The sequence below is a fragment of the Mycobacterium sp. genome (assembly GCF_049608025.1).
Taxonomy (GTDB): Bacteria; Actinomycetota; Actinomycetes; order Mycobacteriales; family Mycobacteriaceae; genus Mycobacterium.
The window spans coordinates 1-24,354 of sequence record NZ_JBMYXC010000019.1 but is presented as its reverse complement, the minus strand read 5'-3'; the positions used below and the strand labels follow the sequence as shown (position 1 = coordinate 24,354).

21 protein-coding genes and 1 pseudogene are annotated in these 24,354 nt (G+C 65.1%); 15 read left to right on the top strand and 7 right to left on the bottom strand.

Annotated elements, in window-relative coordinates; translation table 11 throughout:
- Nucleotides 1-14 precede the first annotated feature (14 nt).
- Nucleotides 15-2,015, bottom strand: a complete 2,001-nt coding sequence (locus ACPGXI_RS08990; protein ID WP_526651963.1) for a hypothetical protein — start codon at nucleotides 2,013-2,015, stop codon at nucleotides 15-17.
- Between the two features lie 313 nt (nucleotides 2,016-2,328).
- Between ACPGXI_RS08990 and ACPGXI_RS08985 the strand changes: the two genes are divergently transcribed.
- The 4 genes and pseudogenes from ACPGXI_RS08985 to ACPGXI_RS08970 form a co-directional block, all read left to right on the top strand.
- Entirely contained in the window at nucleotides 2,329-3,063 is a 735-nt protein-coding gene (locus ACPGXI_RS08985; protein WP_526651961.1) for a methyltransferase domain-containing protein, read from the top strand.
- A gap of 83 nt (nucleotides 3,064-3,146) precedes the next feature.
- The gene (locus ACPGXI_RS08980; protein ID WP_526652022.1) at nucleotides 3,147-3,677 is read left to right on the top strand and encodes a peroxiredoxin-like family protein; all 531 of its coding nucleotides are present in this window, start codon (nucleotides 3,147-3,149) and stop codon (nucleotides 3,675-3,677) included.
- Between the two features lie 108 nt (nucleotides 3,678-3,785).
- Nucleotides 3,786-4,268, top strand: a complete 483-nt coding sequence (locus ACPGXI_RS08975) for a cation:proton antiporter regulatory subunit (RefSeq protein WP_526651959.1) — start codon at nucleotides 3,786-3,788, stop codon at nucleotides 4,266-4,268.
- A gap of 4 nt (nucleotides 4,269-4,272) precedes the next feature.
- Nucleotides 4,273-5,406: pseudogene (locus tag ACPGXI_RS08970) on the top strand (cation:proton antiporter); the annotation flags it as partial.
- A gap of 81 nt (nucleotides 5,407-5,487) precedes the next feature.
- Here the strand turns inward: ACPGXI_RS08970 and ACPGXI_RS08965 are convergent.
- Nucleotides 5,488-6,237: an ion channel gene (locus ACPGXI_RS08965; protein WP_526651957.1), complete on the bottom strand. Its 750-nt coding sequence runs from the start codon at nucleotides 6,235-6,237 to the stop codon at nucleotides 5,488-5,490.
- Between the two features lie 285 nt (nucleotides 6,238-6,522).
- Between ACPGXI_RS08965 and ACPGXI_RS08960 the strand changes: the two genes are divergently transcribed.
- The 9 genes from ACPGXI_RS08960 (at nucleotide 6,523) to ACPGXI_RS08920 (ending at nucleotide 16,605) form a co-directional block, all read left to right on the top strand.
- Nucleotides 6,523-7,416, top strand: coding sequence for an alpha/beta fold hydrolase (locus ACPGXI_RS08960; protein WP_526651955.1), 894 nt, complete (start codon nucleotides 6,523-6,525; stop codon nucleotides 7,414-7,416).
- 88 nt (nucleotides 7,417-7,504) lie between these two features.
- Nucleotides 7,505-7,813 (top strand): protein UsfY, encoded by a 309-nt coding sequence (usfY, locus tag ACPGXI_RS08955; protein WP_526651953.1) that lies wholly within the window; start codon nucleotides 7,505-7,507, stop codon nucleotides 7,811-7,813.
- 162 nt (nucleotides 7,814-7,975) lie between these two features.
- Nucleotides 7,976-9,199 (top strand): DUF7159 family protein, encoded by a 1,224-nt coding sequence (locus ACPGXI_RS08950; protein WP_526651951.1) that lies wholly within the window; start codon nucleotides 7,976-7,978, stop codon nucleotides 9,197-9,199.
- A 603-nt stretch (nucleotides 9,200-9,802) separates the two neighbouring features.
- On the top strand, nucleotides 9,803-11,557 hold the full coding sequence (gene stpK7, locus ACPGXI_RS08945) for a serine/threonine protein kinase StpK7 (protein ID WP_526651949.1): 1,755 nt from the start codon (nucleotides 9,803-9,805) through the stop codon (nucleotides 11,555-11,557).
- A 24-nt stretch (nucleotides 11,558-11,581) separates the two neighbouring features.
- On the top strand, nucleotides 11,582-12,901 hold the full coding sequence (locus ACPGXI_RS08940; protein ID WP_526651947.1) for a cytochrome P450: 1,320 nt from the start codon (nucleotides 11,582-11,584) through the stop codon (nucleotides 12,899-12,901).
- Between the two features lie 404 nt (nucleotides 12,902-13,305).
- Nucleotides 13,306-13,743, top strand: a complete 438-nt coding sequence (locus ACPGXI_RS08935; RefSeq protein WP_526651945.1) for a DUF5994 family protein — start codon at nucleotides 13,306-13,308, stop codon at nucleotides 13,741-13,743.
- A 149-nt stretch (nucleotides 13,744-13,892) separates the two neighbouring features.
- Nucleotides 13,893-14,096 carry a cold-shock protein gene (locus ACPGXI_RS08930; protein WP_526651943.1) on the top strand — a complete coding sequence of 68 codons (204 nt, stop codon included), beginning with the start codon at nucleotides 13,893-13,895 and terminating at the stop codon, nucleotides 14,094-14,096.
- 318 nt (nucleotides 14,097-14,414) lie between these two features.
- Nucleotides 14,415-15,218 (top strand): transglutaminase-like domain-containing protein, encoded by an 804-nt coding sequence (locus ACPGXI_RS08925; protein ID WP_526651941.1) that lies wholly within the window; start codon nucleotides 14,415-14,417, stop codon nucleotides 15,216-15,218.
- 172 nt (nucleotides 15,219-15,390) lie between these two features.
- Nucleotides 15,391-16,605, top strand: a complete 1,215-nt coding sequence (locus tag ACPGXI_RS08920; protein WP_526651939.1) for a fatty acid desaturase family protein — start codon at nucleotides 15,391-15,393, stop codon at nucleotides 16,603-16,605.
- Here the strand turns inward: ACPGXI_RS08920 and ACPGXI_RS08915 are convergent.
- The gene (locus tag ACPGXI_RS08915) at nucleotides 16,602-17,414 is read right to left on the bottom strand and encodes a GAF domain-containing protein (RefSeq protein WP_526651937.1); all 813 of its coding nucleotides are present in this window, start codon (nucleotides 17,412-17,414) and stop codon (nucleotides 16,602-16,604) included. The genes ACPGXI_RS08920 and ACPGXI_RS08915 overlap by 4 nt on opposite strands.
- A 48-nt stretch (nucleotides 17,415-17,462) precedes the next feature.
- A complete protein-coding gene (locus ACPGXI_RS08910; protein WP_526651935.1) occupies nucleotides 17,463-19,097 on the bottom strand; it encodes a fatty acyl-AMP ligase in 1,635 nt (544 codons plus the stop codon).
- Between the two features lie 563 nt (nucleotides 19,098-19,660).
- Here ACPGXI_RS08910 and ACPGXI_RS08905 point away from each other — a divergent pair.
- Nucleotides 19,661-20,812 carry a fatty acid desaturase family protein gene (locus ACPGXI_RS08905; RefSeq protein WP_526652020.1) on the top strand — a complete coding sequence of 384 codons (1,152 nt, stop codon included), beginning with the start codon at nucleotides 19,661-19,663 and terminating at the stop codon, nucleotides 20,810-20,812.
- A gap of 218 nt (nucleotides 20,813-21,030) precedes the next feature.
- Here ACPGXI_RS08905 and gnd read toward each other — a convergent pair whose 3' ends face one another.
- Nucleotides 21,031-22,041, bottom strand: coding sequence for a phosphogluconate dehydrogenase (NAD(+)-dependent, decarboxylating) (gene gnd / locus ACPGXI_RS08900; protein WP_526652018.1), 1,011 nt, complete (start codon nucleotides 22,039-22,041; stop codon nucleotides 21,031-21,033).
- A gap of 270 nt (nucleotides 22,042-22,311) precedes the next feature.
- On the opposite strand from gnd, the gene ACPGXI_RS08895 reads away from it, so the two are divergent.
- The gene (locus tag ACPGXI_RS08895; protein ID WP_526652016.1) at nucleotides 22,312-22,917 is read left to right on the top strand and encodes a cutinase family protein; all 606 of its coding nucleotides are present in this window, start codon (nucleotides 22,312-22,314) and stop codon (nucleotides 22,915-22,917) included.
- A gap of 100 nt (nucleotides 22,918-23,017) precedes the next feature.
- On the opposite strand, the gene ACPGXI_RS08890 is transcribed toward ACPGXI_RS08895, so the two are convergent.
- Together ACPGXI_RS08890 and ACPGXI_RS08885 are read right to left on the bottom strand one after the other, a co-directional pair.
- Entirely contained in the window at nucleotides 23,018-23,692 is a 675-nt protein-coding gene (locus ACPGXI_RS08890; RefSeq protein ID WP_526651933.1) for an NrtR DNA-binding winged helix domain-containing protein, read from the bottom strand.
- 190 nt (nucleotides 23,693-23,882) lie between these two features.
- A partial coding sequence (locus tag ACPGXI_RS08885; RefSeq protein ID WP_526651931.1) for a transposase occupies nucleotides 23,883-24,354 on the bottom strand: 472 nt, incomplete at its 5' end.

Genomic DNA, 24,354 nt, shown 5'->3' with positions numbered 1-24,354 from the left:
CCGAGAAGTTGACGCTAAGACTGCCCGTCACTGTGTCGGCCCACATCGCCGCCGTCGGGCGGTGTTCGCCTGGCTCGCCGCCTGAAAACAACGGCGCCGATGGCGACCGCCGCAGCAACCAGACCGCCGGCGATCGACCAAAGCAGGATCGAATCGCCCGTTGAATTCGAGCCCTCCTGCGTTGCACTCGATCCCGGTGGGCCGTAGACGCTTTCCGGGGTGCGTCCCTGAACCAGGGCGGGCTTGCGGTCGGCCACCTTGACGACTGCGCTGCCGCGTAACTGCGACCACCCCAGCTCGTCACCGTCCAGCGACCGCAGCAGCTCGTCGAGCTGGTCGGGCGCCTCATTGGACGTGGCAATCAGTAGTGAGCGTTGTCCGTCGAAAACTGTTTGCAGCGAACCGAACCGCACCTCTGCGTCGAGGGTCAACGTGGTGTCTGGCTCATCGGGATTGGAGCCGGCCAGAGTGAGGACCTGTTTGTCGGCGCTCACCGGCAGCGTGATGGACGTGTCGGTCCAACCGTCGGGACTGACGAGGATTGCCGGATCGTTGCTGTCGATTGCGTGGCTGATGGTTGTCACCGCGGTCTGCAGTGGCACCGCGCTCAGCTTTTGCAGTCCCACCGTAATCCGCGTCGCGCGCGCGGTGTCTGCGAAGCTGTTCGCACCGATACCGACCTGCATCCGCGGCATCAGGGCCTGTGGCAGTGAACCGAACCCCGGCGGGATCGGCGGCTTGGCGGGACTGCTCTCAACCACGCTATTGCCCGCGATTCTCAACGTGATCGGCCTGAACTCGTTGCAGCGCCCGGTATCTCCGCTCGTGTTGACCATGATATCCAGGCTGGTATAGCGGAAGATGAGCCGGTCGGGAATGTCCACCCAACGGTCGATCGTGCCGCCCCCATCGGTCGACCAGGTATCGATCACCTCACCGCCGACGGAGGCAGTCAGTTGGGCGCCCAAAGCGGCCGGAACGGGGGTGTGGGAACCCAGCAGGTGTACCCGGAATCCCTGAGTGGGGTGGCCGAACTGGGTCTGATCCAACGCGATATTCACCTGCGGCGCAGGCCCTACCGAGGTCAGACCAGGCTGCCTCAGCTGCGCCAGCGTCGCGGAGTTGCCGGGTAGCCACGGGTTCGGGTGCAGCTTGTCGGCGATTGCTTTTCTACTGACCGCCATTCCCAACGAGCTGTCGGTAAGCAGTCGAGTTTGGTTCGTCAGCTTGTCCGGTGGCCCGGAGATGAAAAGTTCGGGAACACCGGCGTCGCCCATCAGCGACAGTCCTTCGTCCGGACCCTCTTTGATGATGATCTGGCGTTCCATCGGCAGCGACGGGCCATCGAGTGTCGTCGCACCGTCGGCAAGCGGAACGAGGGCGATTCGGGGGGCCTGACTCCGATAACGGCTGGCCAAGGCAGTGGCAAGCTGCACCGCGGCGTCTGATTCGGCTTGTGATGGCGTCGAGGGAACGGCGATCGTCACGGCGCGCAGAATCGACGGAAGGAAGTCGGCGACGGTGGTTGGAGCGACTTCGATGCCCGCGTAGGTGACCGAACCGCGGATGAGGTTCACCGCGGCGGAGTCGTCGAGACAGTAACCGTCTTCTGGAAGAGCGGTCAGCTTCAGAGTCATGGTCACCGAACCGTTGACGACGTTGACGCCGTCGAGGGGGATGATGAACGGGGCCAAATCCGCCAGAGGTAATCCAAGCCTGCTGATGATCCGATCATCTTGCATGACGGTCAGGATTCCGGACCGGAGGTTGAACGGGAAGTCAAGCGTGGTGTTCAGCGTCACGGGCACCAGTCCGGCGGGTACCGGAAACGACAAGGTGGTCGAGCTCGTCTCTCCATAGAAGGACAGAGTGGCGCCCGAGCCCAGATCGGCCAGCGACAGCGTCGGAGCATCGAGGAGGGCGCCGTCGTCGGCTGCCGCGCACGGAGCCGCCACGACGAGCATCGCGGTGACCCCGAGGAGCGCTCCAAGGCGGCGCAGCAGTCTCCATCTCATCGTCTGAATCGTAGGCAGTTGAGCCTCCTCGTCATCGCCAAACGCCAGAACGCTCCGCCCGCGCTCCGCCTCGGTCTACCGACTCATAGCCCACGATATGGGGCGTCGGAATATAGAAAATGGCAGCTGAGCGAGGATTGTCGGTGCTGTCTCACGCTAACCGGTCCGGCTCTGGAAAGTCACTTGCATCGCAAGTGTCGGGCAACTTCACTACCGGTAAATCCACATTCCCCGACAGTCCATGATCCGATGGCTGTTCTGTCCGTTGTGGTTTAGTTGTAACCGCCTCTTGAGGTAGATCGGGGAATGGCGAATGGGCGAACTGATTCGCAACGTGGGGAAGAAATTGCCGGACTCTGCCCGGAGGCGGATGAATACCGCGCGGCAGTTGTTCGGTTCACCGTATGCGCGGACACGCCTGGGTCTGGGTATCCGGCCATTGAGCTACCAGTGGAGTTATGACCGTGGCCTGGAAATCGCGCGGTTCTACCTGGAGAGCAAGTTTCTTCCTGAGTTCGCCGCAGACATCAGTGGTCGGGTCCTGGAGTTCTTTTCGGACGACTACATCCATCGCTTCGGTGACCCGACACAGCTCACCCAGATCGATGTGCTGAACCTGGAAGACGGGATTCCCGGGACCACCGTCCAAGCCGATCTCACCAAGCCCAACGATATTCCCGACAACACCTTCGACTGCATCGTCTGTACTCACGTGCTGCAACTGATCGATGATTTCGATGCCGCGGTCGATGACATGTACCGCATCCTCAAACCCGGCGGAGTGCTGCTGGTCGCAGTGCCGCACGTGAGCATGTGTGATTCGGAGGCGTACACAGATTTCTGGCGCTTTACCCGACTGGGGTTGCAGATGGTCATGGAGCGAAACTTCGATCCCGCAGATATCGAGATGCGAGCCTACGGAAACTCACTCACCGCAGCCGGTGAGATCCGTGGCCTTTGCGCACACGAATTCACCCGCCGAGAGCTGGACCATCACGATGAGCGATTCGCGGTGGAAATCTGCGCGCGTGCGGTGAAGCGCAGCTGAGAAGCAGCCCTCACCAGACCGGCCTAACGATCAGCGCGCTGAGCGTCCTCGACGTGCTCGACCGGCACGTGATTGGCTGGGCCATGCCGAAAATCGAAGTCGGTGACGTTGTCACCTCGCGTGAACTCTCGGATATCCACGATGCGACCGTGCTAGTGCCCGACCCGGCCCGGATGGTGCACCTGCAGTTCCGTCGCTTCGCCGGTTGTCCGATCTGCAATCGGCACATGCGCTCGATCAGCCAGCGGCACGACGAGATTGTTGCCGCGGGTATCCGGGAAGTGGTGGTCTTTCATTCGAGCGCCCAGGCGTTGCGCGAGTTTCAGGGGGAGCTGCCCTTTGCGACGATCGCCGACCCCGGCAAAAACTTGTACCGCGAATTCGGTGTCGAGTCCTCGCCCAAAGCGTTGGTGAATCCGCGGACCTGGTCGTCGGCCGCGCGCGGCATGAGAGGTCTCAGCTCGATGCGTGGCGCGGCGGGGGTCGGGGAAGAACACCTCGGGTTGCCCGGGGATTTTCTGATCGGGTCCGACGGTCGGGTGCTCGCGGCCAAATACGGTCGGAACGCCGACGATCAGTGGTCGGTGGACGAGCTGCTGGGTCTGGCCGGCTAGATCCGGTCGGCTGGGTCTGGACCCGCACCATCGGGTCAGGATGGGATTCCGGCGGGTCAGTATGCGAGGTCGGCGCCAAAGCCCCACGGCATCCGCGAGAATCCACCCATGGACGTCAACGAAGTGCTTCTGCCCGGTGTGGGGCTGCGATATGAATTCGACAACTCCGCGGGCGACCGCATCGGCGTGATCGCCAAGCGGGCCGGGGACTTCGAGGTGGTGCTCTATGCGGCCGAGGATCCCGATGCCGCCCAACCGCTCTTCCACCTCAACGTGGAGGAGGCCGAGGCGCTGGCGCAGATCCTGGGAGCCCCCCGCATCGCCGAGCGCTTCGCCGACCTGACCCACGAGGTTCCCGGGCTCGATGCCGGCCAGGTGGCCGTGGAAGCCGGCAGCCCCTACGCCAACCACCCCCTGGGTGACGCCCGGGTGCGGACCCGCACGGGTGCCTCCGTCGTCGCGGTCGTGCGCGACGAGGAGGTGTTGCCGTCGCCGGGGCCGGCCGAAGTGCTGAACCCGGGTGACGTTCTGGTCGTCATCGGGACCGCCACTGGCATCACACAGGTTGAGAATATTTTCGAAAAAGGTTGAGCAGGTGCATGATTCGGTTTCTCTCCTGCTGCAGATCGGCCTTCTGCTGGTCATCCTGACCATCTTGGGCGGGCTGGCACGGCGCGTGTCGCTGTCCCCGATCCCGTTGTATCTGCTGGCCGGGCTGGCGCTGGGCGACGGGGGATTGCCCCTGGTGCCCTCCGCCGTCGACTTCATCCAGACCGGCGCGACGGTCGGCGTCGTCCTGCTGCTGCTGACCCTGGGCCTGGAGTTCTCCGTCACTGAGTTCGCCGCCAGTATGCGCAAACATCTGCCGTCGGCGTGGGTGGATCTGGCGCTCAACGGCACCCCCGGAGCCTTGGCCGGATGGCTTCTGGGACTTGATTTCGTGGGGATCCTGGCGATGGCCGGAATTACCTACATTTCGTCCTCGGGGGTGGTGTCGCGACTGCTGACCGACCTGCGCAGGTTGGGTAACCGCGAAACCCCGGCCGTGCTCGCGGTGCTCGTTCTCGAAGATTTCGCCATGGCGGCGTATCTGCCCCTGCTCGCGGTGCTCGCTGCCGGTGGCGCCTGGTGGCACGCGGTGGTCGGGATGGCCATCGCGATGGCGGCGCTGGCGGTCGCGTTCGTGGCGTCGTACCGCTGGGGACATATGGTGGCTCGCCTGGTTCCGCCGGACTCCGAGTTGGTGCTGTTGCGCGTTCTCGGGGTGGCGCTCATCGTGGCGGGTCTGGCTGAATACGTGCACGTATCCGCTGCAGTCGGCGCGTTTCTGGTGGGCCTGACGCTGACCGGCGAGTCGGCCAGCCGCGCCCGTGAGGTGCTCAGTCCACTCCGCGACTTGTTCGCCGCGATCTTCTTTGTCTCGATCGGGCTGATCGTGGAGCCGGTGTCACTGATCCCGATGCTCCCCGTGGCGGTGGCGCTGGCCCTGGTGACTGCGACGACCAAGGTCCTCTCGGGGATGTACGCGGCGCGCCGGGAAGGCGTTGGCCGGGCCGGCCAGCTACGCGCGGGCACCGCGCTGATCGTGCGCGGGGAGTTCTCGCTGGTGATCATCGCGCTGGTCGGTACGGAGATCCCGGTTATCGAGTCCATCGCGATGCCCTATGTGTTCGTCCTGGCGTTCCTCGGTCCGGTGGCCACCGTGCTCAGCGGTCGGGCCGCACCCAGTCGGACATCGCCGCGCGTCGTCCGGCGCGCGAAGAGACCGCCGAACCCCGGGGACAGCGGTCGGCCGGCCGCTGATACCGATTCAGCGGTGTGACCAAGCGGTCTCGGGCTTCTCGTCACGAACCCGCAGCGCCGCGGACAGTTGGTGGATCTGGTCTCGGAGCTCCTCCATCTGGGCGGCCGTTGCAGCGCGGTTCGCGGAGTCCCCTTCGGATACCCGTTCCACGATCCACGACGCCACCGTCGCGGTGATGACACCGATGAGGCTGATCCCGCCGATCATCAGCAGCGCGGCGATCACCCGCCCAGTGGTGGTTACCGGGTAGGTATCGCCGTAGCCCACCGTGGTGACCGTGGTAGCCGCCCACCAGAGGGCGTCGCCGAAGTTGGTGATATTGGTGCCAGGCGCGGAGCGCTCGGTCTGCAGCATCGCCAACGACGCGACGTAGACGAACAACAACGCACTACCTGCGGCGTAGACGGCGACCCGACCGCGGATGGCATCGCCGCCGGCCCGTTGCACCACTTTGATCAGGACTAGCAGCCGCAGCAACCTCAGCGGGCGCAGGAACGGGAGCGCCACGATTGCCAGATCGAATAGGTGTGTGAAGAACCACCGGCGGCGCTGCGGCGCGAGTGCCAGGCGAACCGCGTAATCCACCAGGAAAACCACGTAGAGCAGCGTCATCGCGGTGTTGAGAAGGGTGTTCACTGCGTGGGCTGGATTAGCCAGAACCTGGTAGGAGTACATGACCAGGAAGGCCACCGCCACCGCGGCCAACACCCACTCGCTGCGGGATTCCCATTGCTCGAGCCGATCGGCTGAACCCATCAATCGCTACCCAACCTTCCCATTATCGGAGCGCTACGACCGCGCCGCTGGTGTCGCCGGCAAAGGACGCAGGCGGCGGATGACGGTCAGCCTCCACATTTTCCGGTGGCCACAGAACACCGCAGCCGCCGAATCTCTGCGCGCCGTGCCTGTCGCGGAGCGCCGGCATCCGTGGCGTCGGGCCCAGCAAACCTGAGGTCGCACACCCGACTCAGCCGGGCTGCGAGCGCATCAACGCATAAACCCAACCACATCGACGTGGCGAACGCTAACGTCGGTGACGCTATGGATGTACTGCGTACCCCTGACGCCCGCTTCGCGAACTTGACGGGCTATCCGTTCGCACCGCACTACGTCGACGTGATGGCCGCCGGCACCGACGCGTTGCGAATGCACTACGTCGACGAAGGACCGCCAGACGGCGCGCCCATCGTGCTGCTGCACGGTGAGCCGACCTGGAGCTATCTGTATCGCACGATGATCCCGCCGTTGGCCCAGGCCGGCTGCCGGGTGCTGGCACCGGATCTGATCGGGTTCGGCCGCTCGGACAAGCCAGGCCATATCGATGACTACACCTATCTGCGCCACGTTCAGTGGGTCACGTCATGGTTCGAGGCATTGGACCTGACCAACGTCACCGTCGTCGTGCAGGACTGGGGCTCATTGATCGGGTTGCGGATCGTCGCCGAGCAGAGCGCCCGGTTCGCCCGGGTGGTCGTGGCCAACGGGTTCCTGCCGACTGCCGACCATCCGGTCCCGCCGGCTTTCCGGATCTGGCGTGCGTTCGCGAAGTATTCACCGTGGCTGAGCGCCGGCCGCATCGTCGGCGTCGGGACAGTGACCCAGGTACCCGCTGCGGTGCGAGCAGGCTATGACGCGCCATTCCCTGACAAGAGTTACCTGGCTGGGGCACGCGCGTTCCCGCAGTTGGTCCCTACCTCGCCCAGCGACCCGGCGGTGCCGGCCAACCGCGCCGCATGGGAGGTGCTGGGCCGGCTCGACAAACCGTTGCTGGCATTGTTCGGCGCCAAGGATCCGATTCTGGGGGCCGCCGATCGGCCGCTGATCGAGCATGTCCCAGGCGCGGCGGGCCAGCCACACGCCCGACTGCACGGCAGCCACTTCGTGCAGGAAGACTGCGGTCCTGAGCTGGCCGAACGCATACTCGGCTGGGAGTAGAGCGTCACCGCTCAGTAATAGTGACCTAGGTCACAAAAGGCGAAAAATGAGCGTAGCCTTAGGTCATCTCTCCACGAAAGGAGAACCGATGAAAGGCGCGCACCACGACCCAGTGGATCATGCCCGTACGACTCTTCCGCATTCAGGTGAATCCTTTATCGACACCCTCTGGTTGCCCGGACTGATCCTCATCGGTGTGGGCACCGTGCTGATCGCCGCCACTGTCGCGGCCACGGCGTACGGGGAAAGCACCGTGTCGATAATCCTCGGCCTGATCGCCGGGGCGCTTGTCACCGCCGGAGCGCTGCTGGTCTTTGTGGAACACCAGCGGGTGAAGCGGGTGGAACGGCAGTGGCTGGACGAGCATTCGAGTCCTCGGCACCTTCGCGCCGGCTGAGAACGGCCGGCGGCGCGGCCCCCAGAACATCCGCCGGAGGTCGTTTCGCTCGACTGCGAACCGGGTAATTGCTTGACTTCCGGCGGTTGCGCACGGTCCGGCCCCCGATGTCGGTTGCAAACGGTAGTGTCAGCGGTCAATCGCAATCAGATCGGGGGGTCGATGACTTTCGTGCTCGGTTTCTCGATGACCTCCTCATCGGTGCGTTGGGTGCTCGTCGAAGGCGCGAAGGGCGAGGGGGCGACCGTTGACCGGGGCTCGCTGCCGGCCGGCACCAACCAGGAGTTCGACGCTGACGAACTGCTCAGCTCGTTGTTGGACAAGGCTGGAGATCAGCAGGTGCACGCCATCGGGCTCACCTGGACCGGCGCGGCCGAGGAGACTGCCAACGCGGTGTGGCAAGCCCTGACCAATCGTGAGATAGAGAACGTCATCGCGGTCTCCGACCTTGAGGCTGCGGAGGCATTGACCTGCGGCATCGCTGACATTTCCGGGTACGAGCGGGTCGTCGTGTGCGTCGCGGAGCCCGATGGCGTGATCGTCGCTGCAAACTCTGCGGACGGGGTGACCGCCGACCGGGTTGACCCCGCGGCGCTCGGCGACGTCGACGACTATTCGCCCGACGCCGTCTTCGTGGTCGGTTCCGGCGACGTGGCCGGCGTGGTGGACGTTCTGAAACAGAGCACTGATGCCCGGGTCATCTCCGCCGACGAGGCTGACCTGGCGCTGGCCAAGGGATCGGCGCTGGCATCGGCCTCGGCGGTGTCGCTCCTGGACGCCCAGATCACACCCGCCCGCCATGAGCTGTCACCGACGGCGACGCTGGCCTCGGTGCTCGTCGCGGCGGTCCTGACCTTCGTCGTCTCGCTGTCGGTGGCGCTCGGCATGTCCCTGGTGCCCGACAACGAGGCTCCGCAGATGGCGCATTCGGAGGCGTCGGTGCCCGAGTCGACCCCGGCTCCCCCTGCGTCGCCGGCCACAGCGGCTCCGCGCGCTCCGAAATCGGCCGAGCCCCGGACTCCCGAAGTGCCTGCGTCGGCCGAACCCGTCGCTGTCGCGGTCCCAGTCCCCGATGCGGCGCTGATCATCGACCGTCCCGAAACCCCAGTAGTGGTGCCGCCGGAGTTCCTGGACGATCCGCTCGCCGCGCCGGGCTACACCGCGCCCGCTCCGGCAAATATCCCGCCGGCGCCGGCCTATGTGCCGCCCGCTCCGCCACCCAACTTCCTACCGCCGCCCCCGGCTCCGCCCTACGTGCCGCCGGTGTTTCCGGCCGGCGAGATGCCCACCGCCTCAGCGCTACAGGAACCGCGGCTGCGTGATCGGATCATCGAGAGGATCCCGGTGCTCAACCGGTTCCACGAACCGGAGCCCTACGGCCAGTAATGTGTGCCGAAATGGCATCGCAGCAGCGAGAGTTCGTTCGTTCGCAGATGGTCGAGGAGACGATGTGGCACACCCCAGCCGACGCGCGGCCTGCCGAATTGCCGCCGTCTTATCGATGATCGCGCTGTGCGGCTCCGCGAGTGGGGTTGCGGCATCGGCAGTTTGGGCGTCGCCGGACTCCCCCCTGCAACCGCAGTGTGGTCCCGACCCGGTGACCCTGATCGACCCATGCGAAATTCTGCCCCCGCCCGTGGGGGGCGGGCAGGCTGCCGGCCCCGCCGCGGAGATCCCGTGGGACCTAGTCGACAGCGTGCTGTTCGGCTAAGCGCAGATTCGGCTTAGCTGCGGTAGCGCCGTTCTCTGCCGTCGCAGCTGCGGCCCTGGCAATGTGTTCCAGACCTGCAGGGGAAGCAGTTGCAGCCGCAATCGCTGGCACGGTGGCGGTGGTGTAGAGCCATGACAGTCTCCTTCACTGGATACCTTCTAGGTTAGCCCTGCACACCCGCCCGCGTTGGGGTATCCGAGCGCTTGCATGCGACGGCCGGGTAAACATGAGGTAGCTTCAAGCGACATACCGATTGGCCGCAGCCGAGGGGAAGACCGGTGAATGCGACACCGTTCGGGCACTACCAGCTTCAGAAGCTGATCGGCCAGGGCGGCATGGGTGAGGTCTATCAGGCCTTCGACACCAAGACCGAGCGTGTTGTCGCGCTTAAGGTGCTCCCGCACCGCATGGCAGTGGACGAGACCTTCCAGGCCCGGTTCCGGCGTGAATCGCAGGCGGCGGCGGGCATCAACGACCCGCATGTGGTGCCTATTCACGGGTACGGGGAGATCGACGGCCGGTTGTATCTGGATATGCGGCTCATCGAGGGCCGCAATCTGGGCACCATGCTGACCGAAACGGAGAAGCCGCTGGGTGCGGCGTTCGCGGTCACCATCGTGGAACAGATTGCGCATGCGTTGGATGCCGCGCACAAGGACGATCTGATCCACCGCGACATCAAGCCTTCCAACGTCCTGATCACCGGACGTGACTTCGCCTACCTGATCGACTTCGGGCTGGCGCGCACCGCTGGCGAGGAGGGGCTGACAACCGTCGGTAGCACTTTGGGCACCCTTGCCTACATGGCACCGGAACGCTTCGAGGCCGGCGAGGTCGATGCCCGTTCCGACATATATGCGCTGACCTGTGTGCTCTACGAATGTCTCACTGGCTCAAGGCCTTACCCGGCCGACACGCTGGAGCAGCAGATCGCAGGGCACATGGTCTCCCCGCTGCCGCGCCCGTCCGACAGCGACCCGCGGCTGGCGGCATTCGACGAGGTCATCGCCAAGGGCATGGCGAAGAAGCCCGCCAAGCGGTATCAGAGTGCCGGTGAGCTGGCCGTGGCAGCGCGTCGTGCGCTCAATGCGCCGGTTCGCCGGGCCGGCAGTAGATCCCGGCACTCGGCTCACCCCAAGCGCAAGCGGCCGGCGAAATTGCTAGCGGCATCGGGGGCCATCCTGGTGGTCCTGGCTTTGGCCGCGGGGGCTCTGTGGCAGTGGGCGCCGTGGCGTGACAGCGGCGGTGATCTGCCCGGCGGGGCGGTCGAGTCGATTGCCGCGACCGTGCCCGCGGACATCCGCGAGACTGGCCGCCTGGTGATCGGGGTGAACGTGCCGTACGCCCCGATGGAGTTCAGGAATGCCGACGGCCAGCTGGTCGGCTTCGACGTCGAGCTGATGAACGCGATGGCCGAGGTGCTGGGCCTGGTGCCGGACTTCCGCGACTCCTCCTTCGACGCGATCCTGCCGTCGGTGCAGGACGGGGCTGTTGACGTCGGGGTGTCCTCGGTCACCGACACCAAGGAACGGGAGGCGTCGGTGGACTTCGTCACCTACTTCGAGGCCGGCACCCAGTGGGCGAAACGATCGGGTACCGCTGCGAACCCCAACTCACCATGCGGCGTCAGAGTCGGTGTGGCGGAAGGGACTTTGCAGGCAACCGAGCAGCTGCCGCGCAAGAGTGATGAGTGCGTGGCCGCGGGCCAGCCCCCGGTGGAACTCATCGTATTGTCCAGTCAGGACGAGGTGACCGACGCGCTGATCGCCGGCGAGGTGGACGCGATGTCGGCGGATTCGCCGGTGACGGGGTTCGCGATCAAGCTCAGCGGCGGCGAGCTCGTTTCGGCGGGGGATGTGTTCGATTCGGCTCCCTACGGCTGGCCCGTCGCCAAGGGCTCGGAGTTGGCGGAGTCGCTGCGGCTAGCGCTGGAGCACCTCATGGAGAGCGGCGAGTACCGGGCCATCGCCACGATGTGGGGTGTCGAGCGCGGCATGATCGACAGCCCGGTGATCAACGGCGCCACCAGGTAAGGGCTGGCCCCCTACCCTGAAGACGTGACTTCAACGTCCCTGCCGCCCGGCCCCCGACTGCCCCGCGGGGTCCAGGCCGCGCTGTTGCTGCGGTTCGGGCCGCGTTTCCTTGCTGCGTGCCGACGTCGCTACGGTCCCACATTCACCTTGCGGGTCACGTCGATGGGCACGCTGGTCTACCTCACCGACCCCGCCGACATCAAGACCGTGTTCAGTGGCGATCCGCGCATTTACCATGCCGGTGAAGCCAATTCGATGCTCAAGGGGCTCCTCGGTGACACCTCAGTACTGGTGATCGACGAGGACGTGCACCGTGTCCGGCGCAGACTGATGCTCGCGCCGTTCGCCCGCGACGCCGTCGCGCAGCAGGTTTCGGTGATCGCCGAGATCGCCGCGGACAACATCGCGGGCTGGCCCGTCGGCACGACCTTTCCCGTCGCGCCGCGGATGTCGGAGATCACCCTGGAGGTCATCCTGCGGACCGTGATCGGCGCCAGTGATCCCGCCCGGCTCGCCGCGCTTCGCGAGGTGATGCCGCGGCTGCTCAGCGTGGGACCGTGGGAGACGCTGGCGCTCGTGAACCCCAGCCTGATGGACCGGCGCCCGTGGCGCGGGTTGCGGGACGCTATCGCTGAGGCCGACCGCTTGCTGTACGCCGAGATCGCCGATCGCCGCGCCGACCCAGACCTGAGTCAACGCACCGACGCGCTGGCAATGCTGGTCCAGGCAGGTGGTGATGCCGCTGCGATGACCGACCGGGAACTGCGCGACCAGTTGATGACCCTGCTGGTTGCCGGGCACGACACCACCGCGACCGGGCTGGCGTGGGCGCTCGAGCGGCTGACCCGGCATCCGGCGATCCTGGCCAAGGCGGTGCGGGCCGCTGATGAGAGCGATGACGACTACCTCGACGCGATCGTCAAGGAGACACTGCGGATCCGCCCAGTGGTGTTCGACGTCGGGCGGATTCTCAAGGAGCCCGTCGAGTTGGCCGGTCACCGGTTGCCCGCCGGAGTGATGGTGATACCGGGCATGGTGGTGGTGCATGCCAGCGAGACCCTGTATCCACAGGCGGACCATTTCGACCCCGGCCGGATGCTCGACGCGACGCACAGCCCGTCGGTGTATCTGCCGTTCGGCGGCGGTAACCGGCGCTGTCTGGGCGCCACCTTCGCGATGGTCGAGTTCCGGGTCGTGTTGCGCGAGATACTGCGCCGCGTCGACCTGGAGACGACGACTCACGCGGGGGAGCGCAGGCGCCTCAAGCACGTCATCTTCGTGCCACACCGGGGCGCGCGGGTCCGCATTCGGTCGCGCCGGGCCGCACCGGCCCGCGCCGAGTAACAGGCGTCGTCGTGTTCTGCGCCCGGGTCCGCGCATACGGGCCGAGGCATGCTCGCCGTTTCTCGAGGAGCAGGTGGGTGTAGTCTGAGAGGTAGGCTAAGTTCGCGCCGACAGTCGAATGCGACAAATTCCGACGTGAAATTGCTTCAGCCCGCGACGCGATTCTCTTCGCGCGGACAATGTGGGGGGTACGCCTCGCACCACTCAAGGACGTTGCTTATGGATTCGTCTGATCTGTTTTCACATCGTCAGACGCCACATGTCTCTCAGACCGGCCCGAAATCCCAAGAGCCCGTGCAGGCTCCTGTCTTCTCCGATCAGCCCAAAAAAACCACCCCTGCTGATTCGCCATCCCAGTGAACGGGCTAGCGCGGTCTCGCCGCGCTTCTCGACCGATCAGAGTTATGCTCGCCGGCCAGTTGGGTGGCGAAATCGACGGCGCGTGGTGGCCGCACACGGCATCGGTGGCCACCGAACTACCCGAGCTTGTGGGTGTCTTGCACCGACCGCTGGGTGAGATCATCGACATCCGCATCAATTGGTCGGTGACCGAAGGGCAGCTCGACCTGGAAACAATTGCCACCGGTGCGCGGTTGATGCGCGCCGGCGAACACCACCGACGGCCCCGACTGATGGTCGTTGTCGGCAAAGCCGGGAGCGCGAAACTGCTTGTCGTACCGAGCATGACGTCACAAGCGCTCGGATTGATGGTGTTGCGCACCGCTGCGGGGCTGCCCACCTCCGGCGGCACCGGAGACGCTCGGCTGTTCGAGACCGCCCGCGTAGTGATGCGACTTGCCGAGGCCGAGAGCTTGAAGTGGTGCGAGGCCATCAGTTCGTGACGCCCTGCGGCGTTTTTGCGATGCTTTCGCCATGTAAGAAACGCGGCAACCTACCTGCTAGGTGAGTTGGGCCGAGTACGGTCTGCCGTGCTAGCGTGACTTGGGATGTCTGTCTGACATCCATTCAGAATGACGGAAGTTGAAAGAGTATGGCACAGGGAACTGTGAAGTGGTTCAACGGCGATAAAGGCTTCGGTTTCATCGCCCCCGATGGCGGCGCAGAAGATGTGTTCGTTCACTACTCGGAAATCAGTGGGAGCGGATACCGGTCGCTCGAGGAAAACCAACGCGTTCAGTTCGAAATCGAACAGGGCGCCAAGGGACCTCAGGCGGTCGGCGTAACTGTCGTTTAGTAGGCGGCACAAACCCGTAATGTGGGCTGGTGGGATTTCCCGCCAGCCCACATCTCGTTTCACAGCGCGATGCGCGGAGATCGACATCGTGGTGCTGCTCTGTATCGATCGGGGCAATCTCCGGGGTGCGAAAAGCGCTGCCAGCACGCATGATTCAAAACCGCATTGATGGCTGCCGAACTGATCATGTGGGGGCCTCAGCGCTCCCGCTACCTCGGCCGTGCTCCCCGTCCCCAGCAGGACGGCCACCTCGCGCCCGCAGGTGCCAAGGTGTAGCCTCGAATCGATGTCTTCCCCCGTCGCTTCGCTGGGGCGGTCATGAAGCGACATGTGGGCGCAGAACTCGAAATTGCCATCACGGCACCCACGACACTGGAGTTCCAGATCGCTGTCGCACCCCATCCCCACGCCGAGGTATCCGAGTCGTTGTCGTTCCTGTTGAACGGAAAACCCGTGCAGGCCTTGGAAATCAGCGGCACGCACGGTAATCGGATCCACAAAATCGATGTGCCGGTAGGTGCCCTCGAGGTCGACTACGCCGCGACGATCAGCGGTCAGACAGACCCGGCCCCGGTGACTGAATACGATCTCTCGATGTATCTGCGGCCCAGCCGCTACGCTGAGGCGGACAAATTCTACGGCTTTGCCGCAACCGAATTCGGCAGCTATCTCGATTCGACGACCCTGTTGGAGAAGGTTTCCCGGTGGGTTGGTGCCCGGCTGAATTATGTTCCCGGTTCCAGCGATCCCATCGATGGTGCGGTGGACACGTTGCTTTCTGGTGCCGGGGTGTGCCGAGACTTCGCGCATCTGGTGGTGGCCATGCTCCGTGCCGTCAACGTGCCTGCCCGCGTGGTCTCGGTCTATGCGCCGGGGCTGTTTCCGATGGACTTCCACGCGGTCGCCGAGGCGTTCGTCGAGGGGCAATGGCGGGTGGTCGACGGAACGCTGCTGGCGCCGCGGCAATCGCTGGTGCGCATCGCCACCGGACGCGATGCCGCCGACATAGCGTTCCTCGATAACCACAAGGGCGCGATCATTCTGAACAGGCTCATGGTGACCGCGGTCGTCGACGGTGGTCTTCCCAGGGACGCGATCGACCAACTGGTGTCGATCGCCTGAGCTGCACCTATAGCTGGACTGTTCGCGTTGACGCCCGCGGTGGGCCTCATTAACCTGTAGATAACGTCGATGAGCTGCCGTTGTCTATCGATATCGGCTGGTGATCCACACCAATCTGGGTTCCCCGTAGAGCTCAGCCACTGATTAGCCGGACGCTCGACAGGACATTGCTTTGGCCATTGCCGACATCGGTGCGTATGCGCATCTGAGTGAAACCGATATCGAGGCCCTGGGCCACGATCTCGACGCCATTCGCCGTGACATCGAGGAATCGCTGGGGGCGAGCGACGCTGCCTACATACGGCGCACCATCAGGTTCCAGAGGACGCTGGATGTCGCGGCGCGGTTACTCATCGGCTGTAGCCGATCGCGGGCCGGATGGGTGGTGCGGACTGCGGCTCTGGCCTTCGCGAAGTCCGTCGAGAACATGGAGATCGCCCACAACGTCGGCCATGGCCAATGGGACTGGATGAATGACCCAGAGATCCACTCGAGCACCTGGGAGTGGGACATGGTCGGGGTTTCGTCGCAGTGGAGGTATTCGCACAACTACCGCCACCATATGTTCAGCAACGTAGTCGGCGTGGATGACGACCTCGGCTTCGGCGTCATCCGGATGACCCGCGACGAGCCCTGGAAACCCGAGCACTTGCTGCAGCCGCTGCGCAACCTGTTGTTGGCCAGCATCTTCGAATGGGGGATCGGCCTGCACGGCATTCACTCGGAGCGCGACCGACTGGCACCCGATGGCGCAAAGGTTATCGAAGCCAGGAAGGCGTTTTTGGCCAAGATCGCCCGGCAGTCGGTGAAGGATTACGTACTCGTCCCCGCCCTGAGCCGATCGCGCTGGCGCAGAACTCTGGCAGCAAACGCAGCTGCCAACCTGCTGCGTAACTTCTGGGCTTATGTGGTGATCTTCTGCGGGCACTTCCCCGATGGTGCGGAGAAGTTCTCCGCTGAGGTCCTCGAGAGTGAAAGCAGGGGCGAATGGTATTTGCGGCAGATGCTCGGTGCCGCGAACTTCAAGGCCGGTCCACTGCTGGCCTTCTCGAGCGGCAACCTGTGCTACCAAATCGAGCATCACCTCTTCCCCGATCTGCCCAGCAATCGTCTCGCGCAGATCGCGGTTCGGGTTCGCGAAGTATGCGATAAGTATGACCTGCCCTACACGAGCAGTTCGCTTGCACGCCAATACTTCCTGGTGCTGCGAACCATTCACAAACTCGCGTTACCGGACCGCTTTCTGATGGCCACGAGCGACGATGCACCCGAAACCGCTTCCGAGCGTAAGTTCTTTGCCGACACCGCACCGGCTGTCAACCGGGGTGGCGGGATGGCGGGGCTGCGTACTGCGTTGCGCGTTCGGGCGCTCAAAGGCACATCCTAGTTCCCCGATGAGGGACGGTGACGAGCCTTGGCGCGTCGCACCGCCTCGTCGACCAGTCGGCCGGCGAGGGCGACGAGTTTGACGTTCTCGGCCTGACTCATCCGCTTCAGCCGCTCGACCGCCTCTTCGGTGCTCGCGCCCGTCCGACTGCGGATTATCCCGACAGCCTGATCTATCACTGCACGGCCGGCCAGCGCTCGCTGAATATTCTCGGTCCGCTCCCGCGCGCTGTCCAGCAACTGCGCGTTGTGCACCGACACCGCTGCCGGATTGGCGAATTGCGAACCCAACTCCACGGCATGTTCGCCGAACGCGTCCCGCGTGCGGGCGTACGCATTGATCGCGCCGAGTACCTCCCCACCCACGATCAACGGCAAGGACAACGCGGAGTGCACGCCCATGCGGGCCACCCTGCCACCGAAGTGCGGCCAGCGGCCGTCACTGCCCAGTGAACCGCTGACCGTTACCCGCCCCGTCTGCATGCAGGTGATACACGGACCCTCGCGCAGGTCTTGATATTGCACTGAATCGATCTCTCCGACGAACTCTGCGGTGGCAGCGCAGGTCTGGAATCGGGGCGCGGGGTGTTGGGCTTGCATCAGTGCGATGCTTGCGCCGTCCACACCCGGGATCGCATGCGTCGCGAACCGCGCGACCTCGCCAAGTAACTCGTTCACGTCGCGGGCGTCGGCAACCAGACCGGCTATGCCTCGGAGGCCGGCCTGCAGGTCGATCTCGTCCGCCTCGCGCCGGGCGAACGGCAGATCTTCGGATGGAGCCCGACCGGGCTGGGGGTCATAATCAGCCATGCTCCTTGGCGATGATACCCGCCCGAAAATGAGCCGATGGGGTGTGGATCACCCGACCAGTGACAGCGCGTGCGCGCGCCGCAACTTACCCGATGGCGTCTTCGGGATCGTGCCCGGCGCGAGGACCACGACATTGCGGGGGCGTACCGCGACCTCGGCGAACACCTCGTGGGCGACCTGGCGCTCGATGAGGCGGACCCGGGCTCTGTCGGCGTAGTCTTTGCACTCCACTGCGACCGCGAACGTCTCCCGTGAGCGGCCCGCGTCCAGGCGCACCGCGACGGCGCACCCCGGCCGCACACCCTTGACGCGGCCGGCGGCGCGTTCGATGTCGGTCGGGTAGATGTTGCGGCCCGCCATGATGATCACGTCCTTGAGGCGCCCACACACGACCACCTCGCCGGCCTCGGTGAGATAGCCCAGATCGCCGGTGTCATACCAGCCGCGCTCGTTCTGTGCGCCGATGAATCCGGCCACAGTCGTGTACCCCGCGCTCACCGGCTCGCCGCGCACCTCGATCACGCCGACGCCGCGGGCGGGCAACTCGGCGCCGTCTTCGTCGACGACACGCAGTTCCAGGCCCGGCAGCGGCTTGCCGAGGGTGACGAGCCGGCGGGTGGAGCCCCTGGTGGCCGGTACCGCGCGGTGCAGGAGGGCGAGTAGGTCGGCGTCGACCTCGTCGATGACCATGCCCCCGCCGCACTCGGAGAAGGAAACGGCCACCGTCGTCTCGGCCATACCGTATGCCGGGATGATCGCCTCGGGTTTCAGGCCGAACGGGGCGCCGGCCTCGCACAGATCCTCGACGTCGAGCGGGTCCACCTGCTCGGCGCCGGACAGCGCCCACCGCACGGAGGACAGGTCGAACTGGCCGGGCGTCGCCTGGCGGCGCAAGCGCTTCGCCAGTAGGTTGTAGGCAAAGTTCGGCGCGGCCGTCATGGTGCCCTTGTACTTGTCGATCAGCTTGGGCCACAACAGAATATCGCCCAAGAAGTCCATCGGCGTGATCTTGACGAGGTCGGCACCGTAATACATCGGCACGGTCAGGTAACCCGTCATGCCCATATCGTGGAAGCACGGCAGCCAGCTGACGATCACGTCGGTGTCCGCGTCGAAGTCACAGCCGACGGTCATCGCGTCTGCGTTGGCGACGATGTTGGCGTGGGTGATCTGTACTGCCTTGGGGGATCCGGTGGAACCGCTCGTCAGTTGCATCAGTGCGACGGCGTTCTCGCCGGTATCGACCGGCGCGATCGGTTCGTTGCCGAGGAGCTCTTCGATGGTCAGTACCGTTATTCCCAGTCCGGTGAGCACCGGCGCAGCGGCCATGAACGGGTCGGAGATGACGACGGCTTTCGCGGCGATCATGTCGATGACGGCGGTGGTCTCCTCGGCCCAGCGCGCCAGGTCGGTGCGTGGTGTGGGCTGGTGCACCATGGTTGCGCTCGCGCCGCGCATCCAGATGCCCTGAGCTGTCGGCGCGATCTCCACGGGCGCTCCGGCTAGCACCGCGACGGCGTCACCGGGTCCGATGCCCGCAGCGGCCAGTCCGCCGGCCACCTGGCGGGCCCGTTCGTGTACCTCAGCCCATGAATGGCGGACGGGGGCGTGCGGCTCTCCGGTGTGCAGGCCCTTGGTGCTGCGCTGGGCGTTGGCGTACATGGTTTCGGTAAATCGGCTCATCTAGGTCCCTAGTTGCATGGGTGGGAAAGCGCCTGTATCCATCGACTCGGAAGGTCCCTACCGGCTTGGTAGCCGGCTGCCCGCCAAGCGCCCGTCGAGGCCCGGATCGTGACTGCCCGGGAAGAATGCGGCAGGAACCTGCGACACCAAACCCCGACCAAGGGGACAGAGACCAAGGGGGAAAGAGACCAAGGGGGAAAGAGACCAGGCGAGACAGGGGGAAATGTGGATGGTCGGCTGACGTCAAGTTCTCGGCAGGGACGACAGATCGCCACCGTGACGTTTCCGTAAGGCTGGGATACCAACCCGGTCTTAATCCTACAGCGTGGCCTGCCGACGGCACCGCCTCAACACACGTCAACCCCGTCGGGGAGCTCGTCAACGGGTCGCGGATGCCCCGCGCGTCCGTCTCATAGCCGCAGCGACGCTATCGGCACCGACGCAGGGTAAACTTCACACGGCCCGCCGCGTTCTCGCCACGGCAACGCCGACCGGCCAGTACCCACTTCGGTTCTGGGGTGTCGACCCACCGCCCCTGCGCTGGATCGACCAAGGACATTGACATCGCCATCACCGACATCGCGGCATACACCCACCTGAGCGCGCAGGATATCGAACGCCTCGGAAGCGAACTCGACGCGATCCGCAGCGATATTGAGGAATCGCGCGGCGCCCGCGACGCCGCCTACATTCGGCGCACCATCTCGTTTCAGCGGACACTCGACCTCGCCGCCCGGCTGCTCATCGCCGGCACCCGGTCGAAGGCAAGCTGGGTTGTGGGGACCGCCGCGCTCGGCTTCGCGAAGAGTGTCGAGAACATGGAGATCGGCCACAACGTGTCCCACGGCCAATGGGATTGGATGAACGACCCGGAGATCCATTCCGCCACGTGGGAGTGGGACATGGCGGCGCCGTCGGCACAGTGGAAGTCCTCACACAACTACCACCACCACGTGTTCAGCAACGTGCTCGGCTTCGATGACGACCTTGGGTTCGGAGTGATGCGGGTGACTCGCGACCAGCCGTGGAGGCCGAAGTATCTCTTGCAGCCGCTGCAGAACCTGCTGTTGGCAATCACCTTCGAATGGGGCATCGCCCAGCATGGCATCGAAGAGGACTGCACCCGCGCTGAGAGAGTCGCACAGGCAAAGGCAGCTGTTCGCAAGATCACTCGCCAGGGGATCAAGGACTATGCCCTGTGGCCCGCGCTCAGCGTCACGCGGTGGCGGCGAACCCTAGGGGCCAACGCCGTCGCCAACCTATCGCGCAACCTTTGGGCGTATGTGGTGATCTTCTGCGGGCATTTCCCCGACGGCACCCAGAAGTTCACCCCCGAGGTCCTGCAGTCCGAGACCAGAGCCGAGTGGTACCTGCGCCAGATGCTGGGTGCGGCCAATTTCAAGGCCGGACGGCTGCTCGGATTCGCCAGCGGCAACCTGTGCTACCAGATCGAACACCATCTGTTTCCCGACCTGCCGAGCAATCGCCTCGCTGAGATCGCCGAACGGGTGCGGCCGTTGTGCGAGAAGTACGGCCTGCCCTACCTCACGGGTTCGCTTGCACACCAGTACGGTTCGACGCTGCGGATCATTCACCGGCTGGCGCTGCCAGACGGGTTTCTTCGTCGTCGCGACGAGAATGCCGCCGTGACCCGCCCCCGGGCACGCTGGCGGATCGGGGATTCGCGTCGTCGCTTAGCTTCTCCCGCGGCTTAAGGAAGCCGGTAGCCGGGGCTCACTCGCCCATTTCCCGCCGCCAACGCTGGCTGAAGTCGCTACGTGCGATGCCCCGTCGAATGTAGCCGCGTCTCACGCCATCCCGGCCATCGGTGGAGCAGTTTGTCTGCACCCGTGGTTCCCCACGAACCTGGCTGGTAGATCTCTGCCGGAAGCGGTGAATCGATCAAGGGCGCGACGAAGCGCCAGGTTTCCTGCTACTTCTTCTCTGCGTGGCCGCCGAACTCGCTGCGCATCGCCGAGAGGATCTGGTCGGTGAACTCACCGAGCCCTCGTGACTCGAACCGCTCGTAGAGCGAGGTGGTGATGACCGGCGCGGGCACGCCCTCATCGACCGCGGCGAGCACCGTCCAGCGGCCTTCGCCGGAGTCCGAGACCCGTCCGCTGAAGTCGTCGAGGCCGGGGGACCGGGCAAAGGCATCGGCGACCAAGTCCACGAGCCATGACCCCACCACCGATCCGCGCCGCCACACCTCGGCGACTTCGCCGACGTCGATCGAGTACTGGTAGGCCCACGGGTCGCGCAGCGGCGTGGTCTCGGCATCGACGGTCCGGTCGGTCTTGCCGGCGTCGGCGTGCTTGATGATGCTCAAACCCTCGGCGATCGCGGCCATCATGCCGTACTCGACACCGTTGTGAACCATCTTGACGAAGTGTCCGGCGCCGCTGGGGCCGCAATGCAGGTACCCGTCCGGCGACGTGCCGTCGTTCCTGGTTCGGCCCGGGGTGGGCTCTGCGCTGCCCTGCCCGGGTGCGATGGTCTTGAAGATCGGGTCCAGGCGGGTCACCACCTCGGTCTCGCCGCCGATCATCAGGCAGTATCCGCGATCCAGGCCCCACACCCCGCCGCTGGTCCCGCAGTCCACGTAGTGCAGGTTCGCGTTAGCCAACCGCTGGGCGCGGGCGATATCGTCGCGATAGTAGGAATTGCCGCCGTCGATCACTGTGTCGCCGGGATCGAGCAGCGGAACCAGTTGGTCCAGTGTGGAATCCACGATCGCGGCCGGGAGCATCAGCCACACCGCTCGAGGCTTCTCCAGCTTGCTGACGAAGTCCTGAAGCGAGGACGCGCCGACGGCGCCCTCGTTGGTGAGTTGGCCGACCGCATCGGCGTTGACGTCGTAGGCGACGCAGCTGTGCCCGTCGCGCATGAGCCGGCGGACCAGGTTGGCCCCCATCCGGCCCAGTCCCACCATGCCGAGTTGCATCGGGTTGGTAGTCGCCATATCACTCCATCGTTGGGCCGCAGGGGCAGCCGTCGGGCTTGAGGGTCCGCGTGCTCTACCCTGCCCGCTGCGGCGGGCAAGTTCCGGGGTTTGCCGATGTTGGGCCCTGCGAGTCTTAGATGTTTGGCTAATAACATTGTTGGGCAATGATTCTGGGAACGTAGTCCGACTCGCCTCGCCGCGCTGTAGCTTCCTCGCTATGTAAGGATGAGATCTGTGCTTCTTCGCCTCGCAGTGACGGTGCTTGCCGCCATGTCCCTGGTGTGGGCAATGCCGCCCACCGCCTCGGCTGCCCCCTGCCCCGATGTCGATCTGGTGTTCGCGCGCGGCACCGGTGAACCGCCCGGTATGGGGCGGGTCGGTGACGCGCTGGCCGCCACCCTTCCGTCGGTGCTCGGCGGCAGGACCTTGGGGACCTACGCGGTGAGCTATCCGGCGAACCGCAACTTCCTATCGACCCGGGACGGCGCTGACGACGCGGCCGAGCACGTCGCGTGGATGGCCGAGAACTGCCCCGCCACCAGAATCGTGCTGGGCGGTTTCTCGCAGGGCGCCTCGGTGATGTCGATGCTCGCGGGGGTGCCGCCGGTCGGGGATCGGATCGGCAGCATAGGTTCGGCCCCTCCGCTTGATGCGGCGCTAGCCCGAAACGTGGCTGCGGTCGCGGTGTTCGGCAATCCTGGCCTGCGATTCGGCAATCCGTTGTCGAGCACCGGGCAGTTCGCCGGCCGTGCGATCGAGTTGTGCAGCCAGGGGGACCCGATCTGTTCGGCGGGCCGTGATCGCTCGGCTCACAGCAATTACGAGATGCCGCCGTATCCCGGTCAGGCGGCGGCTTACATCGCCGGGTTGGTGTGATTCGATTCGGGCGTGCTCTGGGCGGACCAGCCCGACGGACCTCACCGGAGTTGTTCGGCGGTGATGGTGCGCCGCGGCGCGACAGTGGCGCGGCACCGTACTAGGTGGCGTGTGGCCGCCATGGCGTTCTGCGTCCGAACAGTTCAGCAGGTCTTCCTCGGGCACCGACGGACATGGTGCCGGTGGGCCGCAGTTTGGATTTCATCTCGCGGCGGAACCAGTCGCGGTCGACCTTGTGCCCGGCAACCGCCTCGTGGAGCAGTCGCAGTTCACGCATTGTGAAGGTTTTTTCGAGCAGGCCTTCTGGGTCGGGTTCCTTTCCGTAGCAGTCGCGGACATGGTTCACTGCGGCGTCGATGATGAGCCGGTGATCGTAGATCAGTCGTCCCGGACTGTCCACGGGGACGAGTCGGGTTTGGGTCGCCAATCGGGACGCCAGCCTTTCGGGGGGTACCACCGCCCAGTGGGCGACGCTGAGTACCCAGCCGCGGTCGTCACGGTCGGGCTCGTCGAACACCTGCCATTGGTGGGGCGATACTCCGCTGACGCCGGCCTTGTCCAGCAGGCAGCGTCTGACGGCGTCGGCCAGTCGCTCGTTGGGGTGCAAAAAGGTGCCCGGCAGGCCCCACCCCGACGTGTTGGCGCGCTTGACTTCCAGGACCATCAGACCCCGGTCCGGATCGGCGGTGAGCAGCGCGGTGTCCACGGCCAGCGATGGTCGGGGGTAGTCGGTCAGAGCCTTGCCGGAGGAGTCGCGGAATTTCTTGTCGGACACAGCCGGTAGCCTATCGCGAACACAGGGGTTAGCGTTGATAGTGCGCTAAAGAGTCGGCGGGACTGTTGGTCGGCAGTGTGGCGATCGACGGGGTGAAGTGGAAGGTGAGCGCCCCGCGCATCACCGTGACCGGTGGGGCGCCCTAGCTGGCTCCGCCTTTGTCCGGCAGGACTTGATGCTCCTATTCGTGTCAAGCGGCTTTGAGCCAGTTTCTGTAGGTTTCTGCGAATTCGTCGTCGCGCTGTAGGCCGCGTTCGATGCGGGAGATGACGGTGGGCCAGAGGCCGAAGTGGTTGGCGGCGGCGGTGACGGTGATGTTCTTGGTTTGCCGGGTCGTGCGCAGGTCTGCGTACTCGGGTACGGCGATCGGGCGGGTCAACAGTTTGAAGATTTCCCGGGCTATGGCTCTCTTGAGTTTGCGCAGTACCTCCATCTTGCTCTTGCTGTCGCCGTTGAGCAGCTGACGCTTCGCGTAGTCCTTGGTCGGCTGATGGTGTGACAGGCGCACCAACGCGATGCGATGCAACGCATTGTTGGCGGCCCGGTCACCGCCGCGCGAGAGTCGATGTCGGATGGTCTTACCCGAGGACGCCGGCACCGGGGCTGCTCCACACAGTGCGGCGAATGCCGCCTCACTGTGCAGGCGGTGCGGGTTGGCCCCG